We start from the raw sequence: 25154 nt of genomic DNA on the forward strand, positions 1-25154 counted from the left end.
AATAGCCGGCTGTCCACGTTACGGATTTCGAGTGAATTTAATGCCGTGCATTAAATTTATAAGGGTGGTACCGCGAGTCTTCTCGTCCCTTTAGGGATTAGAGGACTCTTTTTGTATATAAAAATTTAATCTACGATGTGTCATGAAAATAACAGGAGGGAATATCTTGGAATATAAACAAACATTATTAATGCCGAAAACAGCTTTTCCAATGCGTGGAAATCTTCCAAATAAAGAGCCGGAGCGCCAACAGAAATGGGAAGAAAGTGAACAATATCAAAAAAACTTAGAACGTACAAAGGACAGAGCCTTATTTATTTTACATGATGGACCGCCTTATGCGAATGGAGATATCCATATCGGTCATGCACTGAATAAAATCTTAAAGGATTTTATTGTCCGTTATAAGTCCATGACAGGCTATTATGCACCATATGTTCCAGGCTGGGATACACACGGGTTGCCGATTGAAACAGCATTAGCGAAAAAGAAAGTAAAAAGGAAAGAAATGTCTGTTGCAGAATTCCGCAAGCTTTGTGAAGAATATGCACTTGGACAAATTGACAGCCAGCGTACACAATTTAAAAAATTAGGTGTACGTGGTGATTGGGATAATCCATATATCACCTTAACGAAGGATTATGAAGCTTCTCAAATTAAGGTGTTTGGAGAAATGGCACGAAAAGGCTATATTTATAAAGGACTTAAGCCGGTATATTGGTCTCCGTCTTCTGAATCTGCCCTTGCAGAAGCAGAAATCGAATATCAAGATAAACGCTCTCCATCTATCTATGTTTCCTTCGAAGTAACGGATGGAAAAGATGTGCTTGACGGCGGCGAGAAGATTATTATCTGGACGACAACTCCTTGGACGCTTCCAGCGAACTTAGGAATCAGCTTACATCCTGATTTAAGCTATGTAGTAGCACAAGTAAATGATGAAAAATATGTCATTGCAGAAGCTTTATTAGAAGATGTGAAAGAAGTATTAGGCTGGGAAGATGTAACGGTTGTGAAGAAATTCAAAGGGCAGGAAGCGGATCGTGTAGAAGCACAGCATCCATTTTACAATCGTAAATCCCTTGTTATGCTTGGAGAACATGTTACAACTGATGCGGGGACTGGATGTGTTCATACAGCTCCTGGTCACGGGGAAGATGACTTCTATGTTTGCCGCAGATATGGAATCGATGCATTTTGCCCAGTGGATGAAAAGGGTGTCTTTACGAGTGAAGCGCCAGGATTTGAAGGTTTATTTTACGATGCAGCAAATAAAGTTATCACAGAACAATTGGATGAGAATGGCGCCTTATTAAAATTAGAATTTATCACACACTCTTATCCGCATGACTGGAGAACAAAGAAACCAACTATCTTCCGTGCAACTTCCCAGTGGTTTGCATCTATTAAAGATTTCCGTCAGGATATTCTTGATGAAATTAAAAAAGTGCATTGGTATCCGCATTGGGGAGAAACAAGACTTTATAATATGGTGAGAGACCGTGAGGATTGGTGTATTTCCAGACAGCGTGCCTGGGGAGTTCCGATTCCAGTATTTTATGGGGAAGACGGAACAGCAATCATTACAGATGAAACGATTTCGCATGTATCCGAACTCTTCCGTGAGCATGGTTCCAATGTCTGGTTTGAAAGAGAAGCGAAGGATTTATTGCCGGATGGATTTACATCAGAGCATAGTCCAAATGGCAAGTTTACTAAAGAAGTCGATATTATGGATGTTTGGTTCGATTCAGGCTCCTCACATGAAGGTGTACTGATGAACCGGGAAGAACTTGATCGTCCGGCTGATGTATATTTAGAAGGAAGTGATCAGTATCGCGGCTGGTTTAACTCTTCATTATCTACTTCCGTCGCAGTAACGGGTAAAGCGCCATTTAAAAATATTATCAGTCATGGGTTCGCCCTGGATGGAAATGGCCGCAAGATGAGTAAGTCATTAGGAAATACGGTTGATCCGTCCAAAGTACAAAAACAATTAGGTGCTGATATTTTGCGTCTGTGGGTTTCCAGCGTGGATTATCAGGCAGATGTGCGTATCTCGGATGCTATTTTAAAACAGACTTCAGAAAGCTATCGTAAAATCCGGAATACCTTCCGTTTCTTACTGGCGAACCTTGCTGATTTTGATCCTAGCAAAGATCGCGTGAAGGATGAAGAATTGCAGGAAGTAGACCGTTATATGCTTTATCGTCTGCAGCAGATCTTAAATAATGCACGTGATAATTATGAGCACTTTGAATTTGCACCAGTAATCAGCCAAGTCCATAATTTCTGTGCTGTTGATTTAAGCTCCTTCTATTTAGATTTTGCGAAGGATATCCTGTATATTGAAGCTGCAGACCACCCGCGCCGCCGCAGTCTTCAAACAGGCTACTATGAAATTTTAACAACACTTGTGAAATTGCTTGCTCCAATTATTCCGCATACAACGGAAGAAGTTTGGGAATACATTCCTGGAGTGGAGGAAGAAACGGTTCACTTAACAGATATTCCTGAGCCGCGGGAGGTTGCAGGTGCAAAAGACATTGTCGGAAAATGGGGTCACTTTATGGAAGTAAGAGATGATGTTCTGAAAGCACTCGAAGAAGCAAGAAGCGAAAAGGTTATCGGGAAATCATTGGAAGCTAAAATTACAATCGTGCCGCTTGATGAAGAAACGAAGCAGGTGCTTGAAAACATTTCGCATCTGCATCAATACTTTATTGTTTCAGAAGCAGTTATCGCAGATGAAAAAGGAACAGGCAAAGCATATGATTATGTTGAGGTTGCTGTTGAAAAACATCCTGGAGAAACGTGTGAACGCTGCTGGGTTGTTTCAGAAACAGTAGGCGAAGACAAAGATCATCCAACACTATGTGCTAGATGTGCCAGTGTTGTCAAAGAAAATTATGAGAATTAAAAAACAGGAGCCAGCTTTCTCAAAAGCTGGCTCCTGTTTTTACATATCTGCAAATTGTAAATGCTAATTATTGTATTTTTCTTTACAATTATAAAAATTACCAGTAGACTTAATTTGTAAACTGAATAAGTATTATGCACTGGGGGAGCTGTTAAGCTGAGAAAGACATTCTGTATTGACCCTTGGCACCCGAACTAGATAATCCTAGCGTGGGGAATGTGCAGTCGATAAGGAATTAGATAATTTATCCATTTATCAATAAATCTATCAAAGGCTGCATTCTATGGAATGGGCTCTTTTTTTATTGAATATATTCCCCATTTCGCTTGTATCTTTTAAGCTTAATGATCAGGAAGGGCCGCTAAGAAGCTTGGCATAACAGGGAGCAGCTCCTGCAACAAGTAATTTGTTCATTGGAGGTGACGAAATTGAAGAAACAGTGGGCGTTTATCGATACAGGATTCCGTGGTGCTGCATGGAACATGGCTTTTGATGAGTGCTTGATCAATTGGCATCAAGAAGGTAAAATTCCGCCGACATTACGTTTCTATGGCTGGGAAAAGCCCAGTTTATCGATTGGCTACTTTCAAAAAGTCGATAAGAAAATTGATCTGGAAGCAGTGGAGCGCCATCAGTGTCAGTTCGTCCGTCGTTTGACCGGCGGCAGTGCTGTGCTTCATGACGATGAATTAACGTATAGTCTGGTTATTACAGAGAGTGATCCAGATATTCCTGTATCTGTACAAGAGGCCTACCATGTACTGGCAGAAGGAATATTTGAAGGATATCGCAATTTAGGGATTCCTGCAGAATATGCAACACTGGACAGAGAAAGTGCCAGAGGAAGGACAGCAATATGCTTCGAAAAACCTGCGTTCTATGAAATGGTTGTTGACGGTAAAAAGCTTTCTGGAAACGCACAGACAAGGAAAAAAGGTGTATTGATGCAGCATGGGTCTATTCCTATGAGCATGAATACAAACATGCTTTTTGATTTATTTGTATTCTCTTCCGAAAAAATAAGAGAACGAAGCCGGGCAGCATTTTCTAAAAAAGCGGTGACGATTAATCAATTAACGAATCGAGAGCATCGGTATGATATGCTGACGGATGCATTCAAAGAAGGGTTCAAGGAAGGTTTAGGTTTAGAATTTCATCCTCTGCAATTAACCAAGGCTGAGTGGGATGAAGTAGAGCAATTAGCACAATCAAAGTATGAAACGGAAGCGTGGAATATCAACTCAAACAAGGAGCGTGCTGGCATTGGCTAAACAATCAGAATATATTCGTAAACCAGAATGGCTGAAAACAAAAATCAACACCAATGAATCATACAAAAAATTAAAGAACTTAATGCGGGATAAACGGCTGAACACAGTTTGTGAGGAAGCAAAGTGTCCGAATATTTATGAATGCTGGAGCGAGCGAAAAACGGCAACTTTCATGATTTTAGGAGATACCTGTACACGCGGCTGCCGATTCTGTGCCGTAAAAACTGGTCTTCCAAGCGGAGTTGACCTGGGAGAACCAAAGCGGGTCGCTGACTCTGTTGAAATTATGGGATTAAAGCATGTCGTTATAACAGCAGTTGCGCGTGATGACCTGGAGGACGGGGGAGCTGCTGTTTTTGCCAACACAGTCCGTGCAGTTCGTCATCAGAATCCAGGCTGTACAATAGAAGTTCTCCCTTCGGATATGAAAGGGGACTATGAAAGCTTACATACACTGATGGACAGCGAACCGGATATTTTCAATCATAATATTGAAACGGTGAGACGTTTAACGAAACGTGTTCGGGCAATTGCAAGATATGACCGGTCCTTGCAGCTGTTACAGCGTGTTAAAGAAATTGCTCCGGACACTCCTGTGAAATCAAGTATTATGGTAGGCTTGGGAGAAACAAAAGAAGAACTTATCGAGGCAATGGATGACCTGCGGGCGCATGATGTGGATATAGTTACTATCGGGCAATATTTACAGCCGACCAAAAAGCATTTAAATGTGGAACGGTACTATCATCCCGATGAGTTTGAAGAATTGAAAAATATCGCCCTTGAAAAAGGCTTCTCGCATTGTGAAGCTGGACCGTTAGTACGCTCCTCCTACCACGCGGATGAACAAGTAAGCCAGTCAGCCGCCCAAAGGCGAATTAAATATATGAAAGGCTATGAGTCACAGGAAGATACAAAGGTTGATTTTCAATTTTAAATGATATATTTTCTGATAATATTCCTCTCTGCCCGTTTATAAAACGGCCGGAGGGGATTTTTTATATGCTCATATGCTTACGAACCGATGAATGCAGCTGTCAGAAAGAAGGAAAGCCGTATTGTTTCTTGAAAATTACCAGCAGAAAGGATAAGATAAAGAAAGCTTGGTAAACGAACCCTGAAAAGGCGCAGATTTGCTTTAGATTGGAGAAATGAACATGTGGAGATATTATCTGATTACACTTGTCCTGATTGGGATAGATCAATGGACAAAATGGCTTGTTGCTGCACGAATGGAAATAGGTGAATCAATCCCGATTGTGGAGGACTTCTTTTATATTACCTCACATCGGAATTCAGGAGCAGCATGGGGTATTTTAGAAGGACAAATGACGTTATTTTACATTATTACGGTTATTGTGATTGCCGGGTTAATATACTTTTTACATACACATGGAAAACAGGACCGCCTGATTGCTGTCGGGGTCAGTGTATTGATTGGAGGGGCGGTCGGGAATTTCATCGACCGTATTTTATATCAAGAAGTAGTAGACTTTGCAAACTTCTATATTTTTAATTATAATTTTCCGATATTCAACGTCGCAGATGCATCTCTTACAATTGGTGTGGTGATTGTGATGATTGCAATTATTTTGGATGAGAGAAAGCGGGGGAAAGAGAAAAAATGACAGTAAACCAGCATACAGTGACAGAAACAGAGCATAAAAAAAGAGTGGATAAAATACTGGCGGATGTGCTGCATGAATATTCGCGTTCTCAAATTCAGGGCTGGATTGAAGAAGGCAATGTCAAGCTGAATGGAGAAGCAGTGAAAGCAAATCAAAAATGCCAAACCGGAGAAAGCCTTACATGGGAAATACCTGAAACCAAACCGCTTGTTTTAGAACCGGAAAATATTCCTTTAGATATCGTTTATGAAGATGAGGACCTGCTGGTGGTGAATAAAGCAAAAGGGATGGTTGTCCATCCTTCTGCAGGTCATCATACCGGGACATTGGTCCATGCGTTATTATATCATTGCACTGATTTATCAGGAATTAACGGTGTGGAGCGCCCCGGGATTGTCCACCGTCTCGATATGGATACGAGCGGACTTTTAGTTGCTGCGAAGAATGACTACGCCCATCAGTATCTATCAGAGCAGCTGCAGGAAAAGACATTAAAAAGAACGTATGAAGCAATTGTTCATGGAGAAATTGGCCATGAGACCGGGTTAATCGATGCACCGATCGGCAGAGATCCGAAAGACCGTCAAAAAATGGGGATCGTTGAAAACGGCAAACAGGCGGTTACTCATTTTCGCGTGCTCGAACGTTTCCCTGACTATACGCATGTGGAATGCCAATTAGAGACTGGCAGAACACATCAAATTCGTGTGCATATGCAATATATTGGTTTTCCGATTGTAGGCGACCCCAAATACGGTCAGCGGAAATCGTTAGATGTCCAAGGGCAGGCTCTGCACGCGAAGCAAATTGCTTTTATCCATCCGAGGACAGAGCAGCAGATGGAATTTGAAGCAGCACCGCCTGCTGTCTTCATGGAAGCACTCGACCAAATCCGCAAAATGTATTGACAGGCTCGTCATATTCTGACATAATAAGTAACAACAAATAAAGACCTTTAACAATAGTCCTGTGAGGCTAGGAAGGCTGCGATTAGCAAGTTTGCTTACGGTACACGTATGCCCTTTTCCATCAGCAGGAAAAGGGCATTTTTATGCAATTTGGAAGGGGCGGGCTAATTTGAAGAAAAAAACAGAGATTCTTGATGCTGCAGCGATAAATAGAGCATTGACCAGGATGTCCCATGAAATCCTGGAAAAGAACAAAGGCGGAGAGAACCTTGTTTTAATTGGAATCAAAACAAGAGGCGTTCCACTGGCGAAAAACATTCAAGAAAAAATCAAGCAAATTGAAGACATCGAAGTTCCGTTTGGCGAATTAGATATTACCATGTACCGGGATGATTTGGAAAAAAAGGATCATCACGAAGAACCGCGAATCAACTCGGTTTCTATTGATATGGACATAACGAACAAACAGGTCATTCTGATTGACGATGTTCTTTATACAGGCAGAACTGTCCGTGCGGCAATGGATGCTGTAATGGATGTCGGCAGACCGGCGGCGATTCAGCTTGGGGCTTTGGTAGACCGCGGGCACCGCGAGCTGCCTATTCGGGCTGACTATGTTGGCAAGAATATACCTACTTCTGAGCAAGAAATTGTTGTTGTTCAGCTAAGTGAAAAAGATCAAGTAGATCTTGTTTCTATTTATGAAAAGAATACATGATAACTTTTAATCAGATCCAGAGAGATTTGAAAGGTTGTTCAGAATAGCGAATGCTTATAGGGTATTCGTCTAGCTCTCTGCAGCCTTTGCAGGGAGCTTTTTTTTTAAGGAAGTTCAAAAAGTCACTAAATGATAAATGAAGAGCTCTTTAGTTGACTTGCTTTATCCGATGGGCTGCGGTTACCGATGTTGTCAGGTTAATGAATTTTATTAATTTTGATATAGATAGTAATAAAACCTATCTAGCGGAGGAAAAACACGGAGACTCCTATGGGAAAGCGCAGTGGGAAGACCCCGCAGAAAAAAGTGGTCTTCTTTTTTCGAGGAGGCTGAGCGCAAGCCCATGGAAAGCGTAGTGTTTTTCCGCAGCGGTCGCGCTAACCTGACAACATTGCTGCGATTACTCGTCCCATCAAAACCCGTTAGCAACTTTTTGAACATATATATTTGTATAATGAAAATCAATTTTAAAGAATGACACCAAAGAGGGAGAGATGAATCGTGAAACATTTTATTTCGATGCAGCAGCTGTCGAAGGAAACGATGAATCAAATTCTGAAAGAAGCCGAATTGATAAGAAAATCACCAAGAACCTTGAATAAACAGTTATTTGCAGCCAACCTGTTCTTTGAACCAAGTACAAGAACGAAAATGAGCTTTGAAGTTGCGCAAAAAAAACTTGGATTAGAGATGCTGGATTTTCATACGGAAGCTTCCAGCCTTGTCAAGGGAGAGTCCTTATATGACACAGCCAAAACTTTTGAAGCTATAGGTGCAGATGTGTTAGTCGTGCGCCATCCATCTGATAATTGGATAGCTGAAATTGAAAAAGAAGGTTACTTGAGCATACCGGTTATCAACGCCGGCTCCGGAAAAGAGGAGCATCCTACTCAGTGCATGCTGGATTTACTGACAATGTACCAGGAATTTGGCCATGTTGAAGGCAGGAAGGTTGTTATCGCTGGCGATATCAAGCATAGCAGGGTAGCAAGGTCGAATGCGCTTGCTCTGGAGAAATTAGGAGCTGAAGTTTACTTGAGTGCAGCACCAGGGTTTGAAGATACCAGCTTACATTATCCATATATCCGAATGAATGAGGCAGTAGAAATAGCGGATGTCGTGATGCTGCTGCGAATTCAGCATGAGCGTCATATTCATAAAGCAGAAACGTCAGATTATCTCACCCTCTATGGTTTGACAATGGAAAGAGCTGCAAAAATGCAGAAGCATGCAATAATTATGCATCCCGCCCCAATCAACAGAGGGGTGGAAATTGACAGCAGGCTTGTAGAAAGTAAACAGTCACGTATTTTTAAACAGATGGAAAATGGTGTCTATGTCCGAATGGCAATTTTAATTCACGTATTAAAAGAATGGGGGATTATCAATGAAAACGAAATTAACGAACGCAAAACGCTTAACATCATCTAATGAATTGGTAAACTGTGAGGTGCTTATCGAAGGCGGAAAAATCAAAAAGGTGGCCCGGGAAGTAACAGAGCAAGCGGATAACACAATTGATGCAAAGAATAACCTTGTTGCTCCAGGGTTTATCGATGTGCATGTGCATCTGCGTGAACCGGGCGGAGAGTATAAAGAAACGATTCGTACAGGAACAGAAGCAGCTGCCAAAGGAGGATATACTACTATTTGCGCAATGCCAAATACGAATCCTGTTCCGGATAGCCCGGAAACATTGGAGCAGCTGCTTCAAAAAATTAAAGAGGATGCTGTTATCCGTGTTCTTCCTTACGCTTCGATTACCAAAGGTTTAAAAGGTGAAGAACGTACAGATGTTAAGGCGCTGTTTGAGCAGGGAGCTTTTGCCTTTACAGATGATGGGGTAGGAATTCAGACTGCCAATCAAATGCTTCAGGCCATGAAAGAAGCAGCTGCATGCGGTGCGGCAATTGTTGCTCATTGTGAAGATAATTCCCTGGTCTATGGCGGAGTAACCCATGATGGAGAAGTAAGCAAGCGTCTAAACCTTCCGGGGATTCCGTCTTTAAGTGAATCGGTACAAATTGCCAGAGATGTTCTGTTAGCTGAAGCTGCCGGCTGTCACTATCATGTTTGCCATGTCAGCACGAAGGAATCGGTTCGCGTCATTCGTGATGCGAAAAAAGCTGGTATTCATGTTACAGCGGAGGCATCCCCGCATCACTTAATATTAAACGAATCTGATATTACTGAAAATGATGCAAATTTCAAAATGAATCCGCCGTTAAGAGGAAAGGATGATCAGGAAGCACTGATTGAAGGGCTTTTAGATGGTACACTGGATGCTATTGCAACAGACCATGCGCCGCATGGAGAAGAAGAAAAAGCAAATGGCTTCTTAGAAGCGCCATTCGGAATTGTGGGATTAGAAACAGCTTTTCCATTGTTATACACTCATCTGGTACAAAAAAACGTACTAAATTTACATGAATTGATTGATAGAATGACGAAAAAGCCGGCGGATGTGTTCGGACTTCCTTATGGAACGTTGGAAGAAGGAGCGCCAGCAGATTTAACCATTATTGATTTAGGAAAAACAGCAAAAATCGATCGCTATCAATTTGCTTCTAAAGGGAAAAATACACCTTTCCACGGCTGGGAGGTAACAGGATTCCCTGTCCTGACAATGGTAGATGGCAAGGTCGTATTTGAGGAGGGCAACCATGCGTAAACGTAATTTAATTTTGGAAGATGGAACAGTTTTTGAAGGATACGGTTTTGGAAGCGAAGAAGTTTCCAAGGGAGAGATTGTTTTTAATACAGGAATGACTGGATATCAGGAAGTTATCACCGATCCAAGTTATTGCGGACAATTTGTAACGATGACGTACCCTCTCATTGGAAACTATGGAATCAATCGAGACGATTATGAAACAGTGACACCATTTATTCATGGTTTGATTGTGAAAGAATATAGTGAGCAGCCTTCCAATTTTCGGAATGAAGAGACCATCGACAGCTTCTTAAAGGCGAATAATATTCCCGGGATCGCCGGAATCGATACGAGAAAATTAACACGGATTATTCGCAAGTATGGAACGATGAAAGCAGCTATCCTTTCTGCGGAAGAAGATGTAGAAAAAGCAGTAGAAGAATTGAGAAATGCGGAATTTCCTAGAGACCAGGTAAAACAGACATCGACAAGCAAGCCTTACGTTGTTCCGGGCAGAGGAAGCCGTGTGGTACTGGTTGATTTTGGTGCAAAGCATGGTATTCTGCGGGAATTAACGAAACGGGATTGCCAAATTACGGTGGTTCCTTATAACTATCGTGCAGAGGACATTCTGCGTCTCCGTCCAGACGGCATCATGCTGACAAATGGACCAGGAGATCCAAAAGATGTACCGGAAGCGATTGAAATGATCAAAGAGATTCTTGGGCAGGTGCCGATATTTGGAATTTGTCTTGGACATCAGCTTCTGTCTTTAGCCTGCGGGGCAAATACAGAAAAGATGAAATTTGGACATCGCGGTGCGAATCATCCAGTGAAAGATTTAGAGAATGATAAAACGTACCTTACTTCTCAGAATCATAGTTATGCAGTAAATCCAGATTCCCTTGAAAATACGGGACTTGAACTGACACAAATCGCCATCAATGATGAAACCGTAGAGGGAGTTAGACATACGAAGTATCCGGCATTCTCGGTACAGTACCACCCGGAAGCATCTCCAGGACCAGAGGATACCAATTATCTTTTTGATGAATTTTTAAAAATCATGAAACAGCAAGCGAAGAAGCAGGAGGTTCATATTCATGCCTAAACGTACAGATATTCAAAAAATTCTCGTGATTGGATCTGGCCCGATTGTCATTGGACAAGCGGCCGAATTCGACTATTCTGGAACTCAGGCTTGTCAAGCATTGAGAGAAGAAGGTTATGAGGTTATTTTAGCCAACTCCAATCCGGCAACGATTATGACAGATAACACAGTTGCAGATAAAGTATATATGGAACCTTTAACAGAAGAATTCTTAACAAAAATTATTCGTAAAGAGCATCCCGATGCTATTTTGCCGACATTAGGCGGACAAACAGGCTTAAACCTTGCTATGGAGCTTGTCCGTAAAGGGGTATTGGAAGATCATAAAGTACAGCTTCTGGGAACCGCACCGGAATCGATTCAGCAGGCCGAGGATAGAGAGCTGTTCCGTACCCTGATGAATGAGTTGAATGAGCCAGTGCCGGAAAGTGAAATTGTACATACCGTGGAGGAGGCTGTTAATTTCGCCAATACCATCGGCTATCCACTCATTGTGCGCCCGGCATATACGCTTGGCGGTACCGGCGGAGGAATGTGCTACAGCGAGGAAGAGCTGAAGGAAATCACACATAACGGACTGGTGCTTTCTCCAGTAAACCAGTGCCTGATTGAACGAAATATTGCAGGGTTTAAAGAAATAGAGTATGAAGTGATGCGTGACCATAAGGACCAGGCAATTGTGGTTTGTAACATGGAAAATATCGACCCGGTGGGAATCCATACAGGGGATTCGATTGTTGTGGCTCCGTCACAAACCTTAAGTGACCGGGAATATCATATGCTGCGTAATGCTTCCTTGAAAATTATTCGTGCCTTAGAAATTGAAGGCGGCTGTAATGTCCAGCTGGCGCTTGATCCATACAGCTTCCAATACTACATTATTGAAGTGAATCCGCGTGTCAGCCGTTCATCCGCACTGGCTTCCAAGGCAACTGGTTATCCGATTGCAAAAATTGCGGCGAAAATCGCGGTTGGCTACACATTGGATGAAATTATTAACCCAATTACTGGTAAAACGTATTCAATGTTTGAACCGGCATTAGACTATGTGGTTACCAAATTCCCGCGTTTTCCATTTGATAAATTTACATCAGGAGACCGTCGTTTAGGAACGCAGATGAAGGCGACTGGTGAAGTGATGGCAATTGGCCGTAATTTGGAAGAATCCTTACTTAAAGGCGTACGTTCCCTGGAAATGGGAACAGAAGAGCTTTACCTTGCAAAAGCAGAGGGCTTAGATGAAGAAACATTAGATAAACGCTTGAAGCGTGCAGATGATGAACGTATTTTTCTCTTGGCAGAAGCATTGCGCCGTGGTTATTCGGTCGATAAAATCTTTGACATGACCAAGATTGACCGTTTCTTCTTAAACAGTTTAAATAAAATTATTGAAACAGAGAAAGCCTTGATTGAAAATAAAAACGATATGGCAGTGTTAAAAGCAGCAAAAGAGCTGGGCATTGCAGATGAGCAGGTTTCCAGACTCTGGGATGTTCCGCTGGATGACGTATATGCGTTAAGAAAAGAAAATAATCTCTTCCCGGTTTATAAAATGGTAGATACCTGTGCGGCAGAATTTGAGTCGGAAACACCTTATTTCTATAGCTCGTATGAAACGGAAAATGAATCGGAAGTAACAGAACGTAAGAAAATCCTCGTGCTTGGTTCCGGACCAATCCGCATCGGACAAGGGATTGAGTTTGATTATGCGACCGTGCATTCGGTATTTGCGATTAAAGAGCTGGGCTATGAAGCAATTATTATGAATAATAATCCGGAAACCGTATCTACTGATTTTACGATTTCCGATAAACTTTACTTTGAGCCGCTTACGCTGGAAGATGTTATGCATGTGATTGAACTGGAAAAACCAGAAGGCGTGATTGTGCAGTTTGGCGGTCAAACTGCGATTAATCTGGCAGATGGACTGGAACGCCGCGGAGTGAAAATTCTAGGTACCGGCCTGGAAGCAATTGATCGTGCAGAGGATCGCGATAAATTTGAAGTATTATTAGATGAGCTTGACTTACTTCGTCCGCAAGGAAAGGCAGTACCAAGGTTAGATAAGGCAATTGAAACAGCAAATGAAATTGGCTATCCGGTACTTGTACGCCCTTCTTATGTTATTGGCGGCAGCCGTATGGAAATTGTATACAGTGAAAAAGAGCTGGAAAATTATTTAGTGAAATCAGATGGTGTGGATTCTGCACATCCGATTTTAATCGATAAATATTTAACAGGAATGGAAGCAGAAGTAGATGCCATCAGTGATGGAGAAACAACGATTGTTCCTGGAATCATGGAGCATATCGAACGCGCTGGAGTCCACTCTGGTGACTCGATGGCTGTATATCCTCCGCAGCGTTTAAGTGAAGCTGTAAAAGAAAAATGTCTGGATGCAGCAGTGAAGATTTCAAGCGCATTGAACGTAAAAGGACTAATCAATATCCAGTTTATTATCCGTGATGAAGATGTTTATGTGCTTGAAGTAAATCCAAGAGCCAGCAGAACAATTCCATTTCTAAGCAAGATTACTGGCGTAACGATGGCAAATATTGCTACGAAATGTATCTTAGGTGAGAAATTAGCCGATATGGGCTATGAAACTGGTATTTTACCTGAACAGAACCTTGTTTCTGTCAAAATTCCAGTATTCTCTTTTGAAAAATTACGCAGTGTGGATACCATTCTTGGACCAGAAATGAAATCTACCGGTGAGGCAATCGGTTATGATAAAACATTAGAAAAAGCATTGTATAAAGGACTTATTGCTTCCGGATTAAAAGTGCCGCAAGAAGGCGGCGTATTATTGACCGTTGCCGATAAGGACAAGGCAGAAATGCTGGAAGTAGCAGAACGGTTCCACCAGCTTGGGTTTGTCCTCTATGCAACACAAGGGACAGCATCCTTTATTCAGGAAGAAGGCGATATTCCTGTTGTTCAAGTAGGTAAAGTAGGGGTAGATGAGCCGAATGTATTATCCATCATTGAAGAAGGAAAAGTCCAATTTGTTATCAATACACTTAATTCTGGGCAAAAACCAAGGTCGGATGGTTTCTTAATCCGCCGTGAAGCAGTAGAGCATGGCATTGCAAGTCTGACAAGCTTAGACACGGTGAATGCGATTATCAATGTCATTGACTCCACAACATTTACAGCACAATCCATCAGCCAGCAAAAGGTGAAGCAATGATGAAGAAAAGACATGAAATGGAAGTAATCGCTGTTGATACAATCGCCAAAGAAACAATTGAAATGACATTGTATCAGCCGGAAATCAGTCAGCAAACTGTGCCGGGACAATTCCTGCATTTGCTTGTCCCCGGTTTTACATTAAGAAGGCCTATCTCAATTGCCAAGGTCAATTTAGAGGAAGGCACCGTCACCATTTTGTTTAAAGTCGTCGGCGGCGGCACAAAAGCGTTAGCAGCTTATCAGCCGGGAATGACAGTCGATGCACTTGGTCCAAATGGAAATGGTTTTCAGGTAGACGATGTACAAGAAGGAGAACGTATTCTGTTAGTAGGTGGAGGAATTGGGGTTCCTCCCATCTACCATCTCGCCAAGCGCTTAAGTGAAAAGAATGTGGAGCTTGTTGCTGTATTAGGATTTCAATCCAAGGATTATGTCTTTTACGAAGAAGCATTCCAGAAAATAGCGGAAACGTATGTAGTTACTAATGATGGCTCCTATGGACATCAAGGGTTTGTCACACATGTATTTTCTGAAGTGGGCGCATTTGATCAATATTTCAGCTGCGGACCGCTGCCGATGCTCCGCGCTGTGACCACAGAATTAAAAGATGCGGCAGGAAAAGTATCTCTGGAAGAGCGGATGGGCTGCGGCGTCGGAGCATGTATGGCCTGTGTACTGCCAACGGTGGATAACAGCTATAAGAAGATTTGCAGTGACGGCCCCGTATTTTCTGCGCAGGAGGTTATCTTATGAACCTAGAGGTGAAATTGCCTGGACTAACATTAAAAAATCCGATTATGCCGGCATCAGGCTGCTTTGGATTTGGAAAAGAGTACAGTGAATTCTACGATTTAAGCCGGTTAGGCGCTGTTATTATGAAGGCGGCAACGCAATTTGAACGCTTTGGAAATCCGACGCCGCGTGTTGCAGAAACTTCTTCAGGCATGTTAAATGCCATTGGTCTGCAAAATCCGGGAGTAGAGCGGATTATTGCCAATGAAGTTCCCAGACTTGCTGCATATGATACATCTATTATCGCAAACGTTGCTGGAAGCTCATTAGAGGAATATGTTTTTGTAGCCAGTGCATTTAATCAGACTAAGGATGTGCATGCATTAGAATTAAATATCTCCTGTCCCAATGTAAAAGAGGGCGGTATTCAATTTGGCACAGACCCGGAAATGGCTAAACGCGTTACATCCGCAGTGAAAGAGGCGAGTAATCTTACTGTGTATGTGAAGCTGTCCCCGAATGTGACCAATATTGTCGAAATGGCAAAAGCCGTAGAAGAAGCCGGTGCGGATGGACTTTCCATGATAAATACATTAACGGGCATGAAGCTGCATTTGCCGACTGGGAAACCGCTGATTGCCAATCAGACTGGCGGATTATCCGGTCCGGCTATTAAGCCGATTGCAATCCGGATGATTTACGAAGTGCGGCAGCAGGTGTCTATTCCGATTATCGGCATGGGAGGCATTTCTACTGCAGAGGATGTGCTGGAATTCCTGCAGGCTGGTGCAGATGCAGTAGCAGTTGGTACAGCAAATTTCCAAAATCCATTTGCGTGTGTAGATATCATCGATGCACTTCCAGAAACACTAATGAACTATCAATATACTTCTGTGCAGGATGTAATTGATAGAAGGGGCGTGCAGGTATGAGCGTCTTTGTCGCATTAGATTTTCCAACATGGACCGAAACGGAACGGTTTTTAAAGGATAATGATCTTGCAGGTGTCCCTGTAAAAGTCGGAATGGAGCTTTTTTATCGAGAAGGACCGGCAATCATTGAAAAATTGAAAGCAGATAACCACCCTATTTTCTTAGATTTAAAGCTTCACGATATTCCAAATACGGTTCATCAGGCAATGAAAAATATTGCTTCTTTGAACGTAGATATGGTAACAACGCATGCGATTGGCGGAAAAGAGATGATTTATCAGGCGAAGCAGGGGCTGGCAGGTTCATCTACCAAGCTGATGACAGTGACGATTCTTACTTCGATGGATGATAATGTTTTAGAGCGGGAGCTTGGTTTATCAGGCGATGTAGAAGAGAATGTTATCCGTTTTGCAGCACTCGCAAAAGAAGCAGGAGCAGATGGAGTGGTCAGCTCCGTTCATGAGGTGCCAGTAATCAAAAAGCATTGCGGTGACGACTTCTTGTCCATTACTCCGGGCATCCGTTTAGCAGATTCTTCCCAGGATGATCAGAAACGAATAGCGACGCCTGAGAAAGCGAAAGAGCTGGGCAGTGATTTCCTGGTTGTCGGCAGAAGCATTACCAAAGCAGAAAATCCAAGAAAAGCATATGAACAAGTGATGAAGGAGTGGCAGCATGGAGAATAATATAACCAAAGATTTATTAGCAATTGAAGCCGTACAATTAAATGCAGATAACTATTTCACATGGACATCTGGACTTAAATCACCTATCTATTGTGATAACCGTTTAACGATGAGCTATCCTGCCGTCCGCAAAAAAATTGTTCAAGCATTTGCAGATATGGTGAAAAATAGTGATACCAAACCGGAAGTTATTGCCGGCTGTGCAACAGCAGGTATCCCGCATGCAGCCTGGCTGGCAGAAGAGCTTGATTTACCAATGGTATATGTACGTTCGAAGCCAAAAGGACATGGAAAAGGCAACCAGATTGAAGGGGCATCGGTAGAAGGGAAAAAGGTACTTGTGATTGAAGACCTGATCTCCACTGGCGGGTCATCCATTCAATCTGCCGAGGCGTTAAAACAAGATGGCGCTGAAATTACAGCAGTATATTCCATTTTCACATATGGACTTCCAAGAGCGCAAAAAGCGTTTGGAGAAGCAGGCTTCTCTTATGAATCGATAACCGGTTTTGATCAGCTGTTAGAATTACTTATTGAAGAAAATAAGCTTTCAGAGAAAGAAAAAGAGACAGTACTTGCTTGGAGAAGCGAGTTATAAGAATAAGAAAGAAGGATGTGACTCGTAAAAGAGGGCACATCCTTTCTTATTTTTATTTTTCCCACATACTTATCCATTCATCAATGGAAAAGGAGAGAATGGTATTTTCATCTTTTTGTAAACGTATCGCTTCTTGCAGCTTTTCATCGGCTGTTTCGATAAAACGAGTAACCTGCTGGCGTACTTCCTCCGAATCTACAGTACGGTCAAGCCAGTCTTGGAAAGGAAGCTCTTTTATCCGTATATCCTCCTGCAGTAACGTAAATGGATGTTTAGAAAATAGTTTTTTCCATTCGGAGATTTTTTTGGCATGTTCATGACTGGGATCACGCATGGCTTCCAGCTGATTTAAAAATTGATCAGCTGCATCCTCCTCTGGAGCTACATTATCAACAAATAAACATTTTCCGCCAGGCTTCAACACACGATATACTTCTTGAATAAACTTCTCAGGTCGTGGAAAATGATGGGCCGCGATACGGCAGGTGATGATATCCATAGAGTCATCCAGAAAGGGAAGTTCCTCTGCATCAGCAATAATCAGCAGGATGTTATCGTTTTCATTTATGCTATTTCTCACACCTGTCAGCATGGATGGAGTTAAATCGGTTGCGATAACTTGTTTGGCGAAGGGAGCTAACGTTTTTGCGACCTGACCTCCTCCTGTTGCTATATCTAAAATGATTTGGTCAGTGGATGGCTTTAACCATTCCGTGATTTTTTGTAAAGCGGCGGGGTTGCTATGTGTACGGCTGTTGACATAAGCATCCTTCCTTTTTGTGAATAATTCTTTGTTCTGCAATTTTTTATCCATTTAACACCGTTCCTTTCTTAATTTTCAGTAGAAAGTAAATTTCATGAGCAATTCATGCTGGAAAGTCTTCTTAAACTGATGTTATATGATATACTTGGATAAGTAAAATACTATATTATAATCAAAAATGATAACCTGTACTTATCGGAGGTTTTTGCTATGCGGATGGATGATTATGAAATCCTTTTAAAACTCTATGAAATTGGCACGATAAGGGGAACGGCAAAAGCGATTCTCATTTCCCAGCCAGCGGTTACCCAGCGTTTGAAATACATGGAGAACTATTTTGGAGAAGAGATATTTATACGAACATCAAAACGTTTATTACCCACGCCTGCTGGAGAACAAATTATTCAGCATGCCAAAGAAACGGTGGAGAAGGAGCGGCAATTTAAAAATTGTTTAGCAGAGACGGGCGAAGCGATACAAGGTACGCTGTCGATTGCCTGTTCTTCGTTGATCAGCCAGCGTTACTTGCCGGACATTTTAGGGGAATACACTGCTGCTTACCCCAAGGTAACGATTGATTTAGTAACAGGCATTAGTGAAAATATCAAACAAAATCATAAGCAATATCATGTATGCATTATTCGCGGGGAAAAATTAAAAGAAACGACCTCGGTCCATTTGTTTGATGATCCGCTCTATATTTTTGATACAGAACCATTTCCGGAGCAAGCTTTAAAAGAAAGACCTATTATTTCCTTTAAGAGTGATGACAGCATGCATGAGCTTGTCGACAGCTGGTTGTTTGAACAGCAGAATTACATTAAACCGCAAAAAAAGATGACCGTGGATCAAATCGAAACGTGTAAACAGTTTATGAAGCAGGGAATTGGCATGGCCGTGTTGCCCGGCAGTGTCTCAAATCATCTGAAGGAGCACTATCCGTATATTCCTTTATTTTTAGAGAAAAAGGCAGTAACCCGAGATACATGGGTCTGCTTCCAGGAAGGGATCCGCCAGCTCCCGCAGGTCGATCATTTTCTTCGGCTGCTGGAAAATTATGATTTTGTCGCAGTGTAACTGGCTGGGCCTGCGATTACTCGTCCCATCGAAAGGCTTTTGTAAGACTCCCGCTTCAAGAATAGGGAGAAACCGAACATTCTAAGTAGGAGATCTAACAGCCAACGGCCCGATTGGTTCAACTAACATTCAGTGGGGTAGAAAAGGCCTCCCACTGAATGAAGTTTCACTTTATCGCAGATTAAAATAAAGTATCTTTAGAAAAAAGGTTTAAAGAAAATGAATAAAGGAAATAGTACCATTAGATTAAATGATAAAGGAGCAGTGATTTCAATGAGTAATATTATTTTCAGTTCAAAAGCAACCGCACAAAACGGCAGAGACGGACATGTGAAATCAGATGATGGGATTATCGATGTTAACTTAGTTAATCCAGCCGGAAATAAATCAGATGAAAAAGGCTCCAACCCGGAACAGCTCTTTGCTGCTGGTTACGCAGCTTGCTATGATGGGGCACTTAATTTAATGGCATCCAATCAGGGAAAAAATATTACGTCAGAAACAACAGCAGAAGTTCATTTTATGAAAGACCCTGCTGACGACGGCTTTAAAATCGGCGCAACTCTGCATATCAAAATAGAAGGCGTTGATCAGAAAGAAGCGGAAGAACTGGCAGAAGCTGCGCATCAATTTTGCCCTTATTCGAAAGCAACGAGAGGTAATATTGATGTTGAACTGAAACCGACCGCAGTTTAAAAATCTATGTATAAAAAAATTCCAGCCGATAAAGGCTGGATTTTTTTATACATAGATTACTGATTTTTCATCCCCTGCTGCAAGGAAACCATTTCCTCTCCAAGCGCTTGAAGTCTTTCCAAAACACGTTCATCAATAATTTCATCACTGTCCATATTAAAAGCACTATTATGGACAAACACATTCCCGGTTGGAACTAAGCCTTTAAAATAAGACAGAATCGATCTTAGATGATATTCCATGACAAGAAAATGCCGGTCTGACCATCCAGTAGCAACCATTCCCGTTACTTTATGTTTAAAAGTGTATTCCGGTAAGTGGTCAAACAGATTTTTTAACGCTCCAGAAATCGATGCTTGATAAATTGGAGTCCCAAACACAAGGAAATCAGCGGAAGCAATTTTTTGAACTACATCCCAGGTATCTTCATTATAGTCTGCCAAGGGAGCACCGTTAAAAAAGTCGATTTCATAATCCCTTAAGTCCACTAATTCCGTTTTTATGGATGAATCGAAACGGCGAGCGTGGACTAGAATCTGATTAACAACAATCGATGTTTTATCTCCTGCAAGTGCACCTGATATTCCAACAAGTTTCATATATTTTAACCTCTTTTCCAGATGATTTTAATTAATAATTATAGTATGAGTTTATCATTTAGAAGGAGAAGGCTCTAATTTAATGATTGGTTTAGGCGATAAATCCGGATGATATTTTATTCATAAAAATTTGGTGTATCACGTCAGAGAAATGATACACCAGATTTTTATTTTACTTTCAGTTGATCCACCATCTCTTTTTTCGGCGTCACAAACAATGTTTTTTGATTATCATACGTCACGTACCCGGGTTTCGAGCCATTCGGTTTTTTTACGTGGCGAATCAACGTGTAGTCTACCGGTACAGAAGAAGATTGCTGGGATTTACTGTAATAAGCAGCTAAAACAGCAGCCTCCTCTAATGTCTTTTCACTTGGCTCTCTGTGCCGGATGATTACGTGTGAACCGGGAATGTCCTTCGTATGGAGCCAGATATCATCGCGGTGTGCCAGCCGCATCGTGGCGTATTCATTCTGTTTGTTATTCTTCCCGACTAAAATCGTTGTGCCATCAGAAGACTGGTAGATTTCAGGTTTTGGCTTCTGCGGTTTTTTCGTCTTTTTCGAAGCACGCTGTTTTCGCAAATATCCTTCTTCCCGGAGTTCCTCGCGAATTTCTTCAATATCATCGGTACTTGCTACATCCAACTGCTGCAATAACTGATCGAAATAAACGATTTCTTCGTTCGTCCGTTTGATTTCTGTTTCCATCATCTTACGGGAATTCTTCAGCTTCTGATAGGTTTTGAAATAATTCTGTGCATTGCCGCTTGGTGATTTATTCGGGTTTAACGGAATAGTGATTTCTTTTTGATCCGGATCATAATAATCTACAACGGAGATTTCTTTTTGGTTCGGCTTGACTAAATGCATATGCGCCGTTAAAAGCTCCCCCATTTTTTGATAATGATCTGCCCGTTCAGATTTTTCTACCGTCTGCCGATGTTTTTTCAGCTTGCGGACGTTTTTATCCTGTTCATTTTTAATAAAGCGATAGAGGTCTTTTGCCTGCTGCTTGACCCGGTCCCGCTCGGCTTTGCCGGAGTAAAAGGCATCGAGCATTGTATTGACCTCTTCAAAAACCGTGTCTGCTGGTTCATCTGGAAAAGACAGTACATGAAAATCTTCTTTTGGTTCCTGATAGATAGCAGGCAGATAATCATTTTCCTGTAATTGCTTCTGAACAAGGGAAAGCATATTCTCAAAATCCTGATTCGTGCCAAGGTGGACACGCTCGATCATTTTTTTCGTCACAAATGGGGAAAAGCCTTCTAATAACCCAAGCAGCTGTTTATCCATTTTGCCAGCATTGAAATCTAATTTTTTCACAATGGAATCACTGTCGGTATCTAAAATGGAAAGCTTATGCTGGTCAGGCGGCAGCTGATACTGCTGACCCGGCAAAATCATCCGGTGCCGGTTTTGGGACAGAGAAACATGCTTCAGGCTGTCAATAATATGCCCCTTTTCCTGGTCGACTAAAATAAAGTTACTATGCTTGCCCATGAGTTCGATAATTAATTGTTTATAACTGATATCTCCTATTTCATTACGAGTCCGGATAGTAAATGTAACGATTCGCTCCATTCCTTTTTGTTCGATCTGTTCAATTACACTTCCGGTCAGATGCTTCCGCAGCACCATACAAAACATAGGAGGTTCTTTCGGATTGGTATAGGAATCGTTCGTAATATGAAAACGGGCATAGGTGGGATGGACAGAAAAAAGCAGGCTGTGGTTTACAGACTGGCTGCGGACTGTCATCACAATCTCTGTTTCCGATGGCTGATAGATTTTATTGATTTTTCCTCTTTCTAATTTCGTTCTTAATTCTTCTGTAACCGCTCTTGTTACAATACCGTCGAATGGCATAAGTAATCACCTCATCGGCAATTATAGCATCTTTTTAGATGTTGAGGCATAGAAATGGATTAAGTGCTTGTACAATTTATGTCTGCCGGAGGAATGTATAATGAAATGGTATCAGCTTACAACCGAAAAATTAGAAGAGACATTACAAGTAAAATCGAATGTCGGGTTAGGAGAGAAGCAGGTTGCGAAAAGACGTCAGCAATATGGCGAGAATGTTCTAGCAGCGAAGAAAAAAATACCTGGATGGATTTTGTTTTTAAAGCAATTTCAGGATTTTATGGTATTAGTTTTATTAGCTGCCACGTTGATAGCCGGATTATTAGGGGAGTATATTGATGCGATTGCGATCATGGTGATTGTATTAATTAATGGAATCATTGGTTATTTTCAAGAGCAGAAAGCAGAAAATTCACTAGAAAAACTGAAAGAATTATCTGCGCCGATAGCCAGTGTCAGACGAGATGGACAGTGGGTCAAGATTCCATCCAAAGACATTGTGGTAGGAGATATTGTCCGGTTTACAAGCGGGGACAGAGTTCCAGCAGATGTAAGAGTGATTAAAACAACCAGCCTGGAAACCGAGGAGTCTGCTTTGACAGGAGAATCCCTTCCTGTTGCGAAACATACCAAAGAAATTAGAATGGACGGATTAGAAGCCCAGGATCAAGTGAATATGGCTTTTATGGGGACATTAGTTACACGGGGATCAGGTGAAGGAATTGTTGTCGGTACAGGAATGAAAACAGTCATGGGACAGATTGCCACGTTGTTGGATAATACCAAGAAGACCATTACACCGCTTGAAATGAAATTGGCCGAGCTGGGGAAAATCCTGATTGTTGTCGCCTTATTCTTAACGATACTCGTGGTCGGGGCAGGGATATTCCAAGGGCACCCAATGTATGAAATGTTTTTAGCAGGAGTTTCCTTAGCGGTAGCTGCTATTCCTGAAGGACTGCCGGCGATTGTTACGGTTGCTTTATCACTTGGTGTCCAGCGGATGATTAAAAAGAAAGCCATTGTAAGAAAGCTTTCGGCGGTAGAGACATTGGGATGTGCTTCCGTCATTTGTTCGGATAAGACAGGCACCATGACAGAAAACCAAATGACGGTAAAGGAAGTATATATAAATGGAAAAACATTATATGTTACCGGGGACGGATACCAGACACAGGGAGATTTTTTATATAATCAGAAGAAGGTAGAGGATTCTCATTCTAATTTAAAATCGATGCTGCTATATGGCATGCTGTGTAATCATGCCTCCATTTCTACAAAAAAAGGAAAGAATGTAGTGGATGGCGATCCGACAGATGGTGCGTTACTTGTTGCAGCATATAAATTTGGTTTTCATGAAAATGATAAACAGCCTTTTCGGATTATCAAAGAAATACCATTCGATTCCGATCGGAAGCGGATGAGTGTCGTAATAGAAGATGATAATGGCATGCGTTTATTGATTACAAAAGGTGCACCGGACATGCTGCTGCCGAGGTCATCCCATATTCAAACAAAGGATGGAAAGACTATTTTAACAAAGGAACAGAGTAAACAGACAGAACAAGCAATGGTAGGGATGGCGGAAAAAGCACTCCGAACGATTGCGATAGGTTTTCGGGTATTATCCCCTTCCGATTCATTAGATACAGCATTGCTGGAAGAGGATTTGACCTTGATTGGCCTGTATGGGCTGATGGATCCTCCTAGAAAAGAAGTAAAAGCAGCCGTTCGCGAATGTAAAGAAGCCGGAATCAAAACGGTGATGATAACAGGGGACCATGCGCATACGGCAAGAGCAATTGCAAACCATTTAGAAATTCTTCCAGAGAGCGGGAAAGTATTGGAAGGAAAAGAATTAACACAGATGTCAGACGCTGAATTAGTGGATACGATTGAAGATACGTATGTTTTTGCACGTGTCACGCCAGAGCATAAACTTCGAATCGTCAACGCCTTTCAAGAAAAAGGACATATTGTTGCAATGACAGGAGATGGTGTCAACGATGCACCAGCGATGAAAGCAAGTGATATAGGCATTGCGATGGGAATAAGTGGAACAGATGTCACAAAAGAAGCATCATCGCTCGTGTTAATGGATGATAACTTTGCAACCATTAAATCGGCTATTCAGGAAGGCAGAAATATTTATGAAAATATTCGTAAGTTTATCCGCTATCTGCTGGCTTCCAATGTAGGAGAAATTTTAGTGATGCTCTTTGCTATGCTGCTTGGACTGCCGCTGCCGCTTGTGCCTGTGCAAATACTATGGGTGAACTTAGTGACAGATGGACTGCCGGCCATGGCATTAGGTGTGGATCAGGCGGAAGGAGACGTCATGAAGCGGGGACCCCGGAATCCACGTGAAGGCATTTTCTCCCGAGGGCTCGGTTACAAGATTATCAGCAGGGGAATTTTGATTGGGGTTGTCACCTTAATTGCATTTATTGTTGCTTACCAGAATGACCCAAGCAATTTAGTCTATGCGCAGACTATTGCTTTCTCAACTCTGGTGGTAGCACAATTAATTCATGTATTTGACTGCCGCAGCGAAAAATCTATTTTTGCAAGAAATTTGTTTGAAAACAGATACCTGATTTTAGCTGTACTGTCGTCCATGCTGCTGCTCTTAGTTGTTATTTACTTCCCGCCGATTCAGCCGATTTTCCATACCGTCAGCTTGTCTGTGGTTGACTGGTGCCTGATTGTCGGACTGGGAGCATTACCGACCGTATTATTTGGATTTACTAAAAGATAAGACAGGAAACAGCTATCCCATTTATTATGATAAGGCGGATA

General features: G+C 41.9%; 20 protein-coding genes, 1 riboswitch and 1 other annotated feature (1 of these 22 only partly in view). Of the genes, 17 read left to right on the forward strand and 3 right to left on the reverse strand.

What is annotated here, in order from left to right:
• Positions 1-93: a binding site (T-box leader), on the forward strand; it begins 125 nt to the left of the window's first position.
• Between the two features lie 73 nt (positions 94-166).
• The 14 genes from ileS (at position 167) to pyrE (ending at position 17352) form a co-directional block, all read left to right on the forward strand.
• Positions 167-2920 (forward strand): isoleucine--tRNA ligase, encoded by a 2754-nt coding sequence (ileS, locus tag ACW0TQ_RS16255; RefSeq protein ID WP_368900634.1) that lies wholly within the window; start codon positions 167-169, stop codon positions 2918-2920.
• A 131-nt stretch (positions 2921-3051) separates the two neighbouring features.
• A riboswitch (TPP riboswitch) is annotated at positions 3052-3154 on the forward strand.
• A gap of 194 nt (positions 3155-3348) precedes the next feature.
• On the forward strand, positions 3349-4191 hold the full coding sequence (locus tag ACW0TQ_RS16260; protein WP_175297072.1) for a lipoate--protein ligase family protein: 843 nt from the start codon (positions 3349-3351) through the stop codon (positions 4189-4191).
• Positions 4184-5128 (forward strand): lipoyl synthase, encoded by a 945-nt coding sequence (lipA, locus tag ACW0TQ_RS16265; RefSeq protein WP_042535161.1) that lies wholly within the window; start codon positions 4184-4186, stop codon positions 5126-5128. Before ACW0TQ_RS16260 ends, lipA begins: the two co-directional genes overlap by 8 nt.
• A gap of 220 nt (positions 5129-5348) precedes the next feature.
• Positions 5349-5819 carry a signal peptidase II gene (gene lspA, locus ACW0TQ_RS16270; RefSeq protein ID WP_042535158.1) on the forward strand — a complete coding sequence of 157 codons (471 nt, stop codon included), beginning with the start codon at positions 5349-5351 and terminating at the stop codon, positions 5817-5819.
• Complete coding sequence (locus ACW0TQ_RS16275) at positions 5816-6727, forward strand: RluA family pseudouridine synthase (RefSeq protein WP_455725833.1); 912 nt, start codon at positions 5816-5818, stop codon at positions 6725-6727. The genes lspA and ACW0TQ_RS16275 overlap by 4 nt, the downstream gene beginning before the upstream one ends.
• 169 nt (positions 6728-6896) lie before the next feature.
• Positions 6897-7445, forward strand: coding sequence for a bifunctional pyr operon transcriptional regulator/uracil phosphoribosyltransferase PyrR (gene pyrR / locus ACW0TQ_RS16280; protein ID WP_042535154.1), 549 nt, complete (start codon positions 6897-6899; stop codon positions 7443-7445).
• 501 nt (positions 7446-7946) lie between these two features.
• Entirely contained in the window at positions 7947-8876 is a 930-nt protein-coding gene (locus ACW0TQ_RS16285; protein WP_256704863.1) for an aspartate carbamoyltransferase catalytic subunit, read from the forward strand.
• Positions 8833-10116 carry a dihydroorotase gene (locus ACW0TQ_RS16290; protein ID WP_256704862.1) on the forward strand — a complete coding sequence of 428 codons (1284 nt, stop codon included), beginning with the start codon at positions 8833-8835 and terminating at the stop codon, positions 10114-10116. The genes ACW0TQ_RS16285 and ACW0TQ_RS16290 overlap by 44 nt, the downstream gene beginning before the upstream one ends.
• Positions 10109-11209, forward strand: coding sequence for a carbamoyl phosphate synthase small subunit (locus ACW0TQ_RS16295; protein WP_332093775.1), 1101 nt, complete (start codon positions 10109-10111; stop codon positions 11207-11209). Before ACW0TQ_RS16290 ends, ACW0TQ_RS16295 begins: the two co-directional genes overlap by 8 nt.
• Positions 11202-14402 (forward strand): carbamoyl-phosphate synthase large subunit, encoded by a 3201-nt coding sequence (gene carB, locus ACW0TQ_RS16300; protein WP_289584549.1) that lies wholly within the window; start codon positions 11202-11204, stop codon positions 14400-14402. The genes ACW0TQ_RS16295 and carB overlap by 8 nt, the downstream gene beginning before the upstream one ends.
• Positions 14402-15157 carry a dihydroorotate dehydrogenase electron transfer subunit gene (locus ACW0TQ_RS16305; RefSeq protein ID WP_256704859.1) on the forward strand — a complete coding sequence of 252 codons (756 nt, stop codon included), beginning with the start codon at positions 14402-14404 and terminating at the stop codon, positions 15155-15157. The genes carB and ACW0TQ_RS16305 overlap by 1 nt, the downstream gene beginning before the upstream one ends.
• Positions 15154-16068 (forward strand): dihydroorotate dehydrogenase, encoded by a 915-nt coding sequence (locus ACW0TQ_RS16310; RefSeq protein WP_455725834.1) that lies wholly within the window; start codon positions 15154-15156, stop codon positions 16066-16068. Before ACW0TQ_RS16305 ends, ACW0TQ_RS16310 begins: the two co-directional genes overlap by 4 nt.
• Complete coding sequence (gene pyrF / locus ACW0TQ_RS16315) at positions 16065-16754, forward strand: orotidine-5'-phosphate decarboxylase (RefSeq protein WP_455725835.1); 690 nt, start codon at positions 16065-16067, stop codon at positions 16752-16754. The genes ACW0TQ_RS16310 and pyrF overlap by 4 nt, the downstream gene beginning before the upstream one ends.
• Complete coding sequence (pyrE, locus tag ACW0TQ_RS16320; RefSeq protein ID WP_455725836.1) at positions 16744-17352, forward strand: orotate phosphoribosyltransferase; 609 nt, start codon at positions 16744-16746, stop codon at positions 17350-17352. Before pyrF ends, pyrE begins: the two co-directional genes overlap by 11 nt.
• 52 nt (positions 17353-17404) lie before the next feature.
• Here the strand turns inward: pyrE and ACW0TQ_RS16325 are convergent, their stop codons facing one another.
• Positions 17405-18166, reverse strand: a complete 762-nt coding sequence (locus tag ACW0TQ_RS16325; RefSeq protein WP_341173088.1) for a class I SAM-dependent methyltransferase — start codon at positions 18164-18166, stop codon at positions 17405-17407.
• A gap of 159 nt (positions 18167-18325) precedes the next feature.
• Between ACW0TQ_RS16325 and ACW0TQ_RS16330 the strand changes: the two genes are divergently transcribed.
• Together ACW0TQ_RS16330 and ACW0TQ_RS16335 are read left to right on the forward strand one after the other, a co-directional pair.
• Positions 18326-19192: a LysR family transcriptional regulator gene (locus ACW0TQ_RS16330; RefSeq protein ID WP_455725837.1), complete on the forward strand. Its 867-nt coding sequence runs from the start codon at positions 18326-18328 to the stop codon at positions 19190-19192.
• A gap of 273 nt (positions 19193-19465) precedes the next feature.
• Positions 19466-19888: an organic hydroperoxide resistance protein gene (locus ACW0TQ_RS16335; RefSeq protein ID WP_042535135.1), complete on the forward strand. Its 423-nt coding sequence runs from the start codon at positions 19466-19468 to the stop codon at positions 19886-19888.
• A 56-nt stretch (positions 19889-19944) separates the two neighbouring features.
• Here ACW0TQ_RS16335 and ACW0TQ_RS16340 read toward each other — a convergent pair whose 3' ends face one another.
• Positions 19945-20487: an NADPH-dependent FMN reductase gene (locus ACW0TQ_RS16340; RefSeq protein WP_193063344.1), complete on the reverse strand. Its 543-nt coding sequence runs from the start codon at positions 20485-20487 to the stop codon at positions 19945-19947.
• Between the two features lie 167 nt (positions 20488-20654).
• Positions 20655-22358: an Rqc2 family fibronectin-binding protein gene (locus tag ACW0TQ_RS16345; protein WP_256704857.1), complete on the reverse strand. Its 1704-nt coding sequence runs from the start codon at positions 22356-22358 to the stop codon at positions 20655-20657.
• 100 nt (positions 22359-22458) lie between these two features.
• On the opposite strand from ACW0TQ_RS16345, the gene ACW0TQ_RS16350 reads away from it, so the two are divergent.
• Positions 22459-25113: a calcium-translocating P-type ATPase, SERCA-type gene (locus ACW0TQ_RS16350; RefSeq protein ID WP_455725838.1), complete on the forward strand. Its 2655-nt coding sequence runs from the start codon at positions 22459-22461 to the stop codon at positions 25111-25113.
• Positions 25114-25154 lie beyond the last annotated feature (41 nt).

The organism is Oceanobacillus sp. M60 (assembly GCF_053839645.1).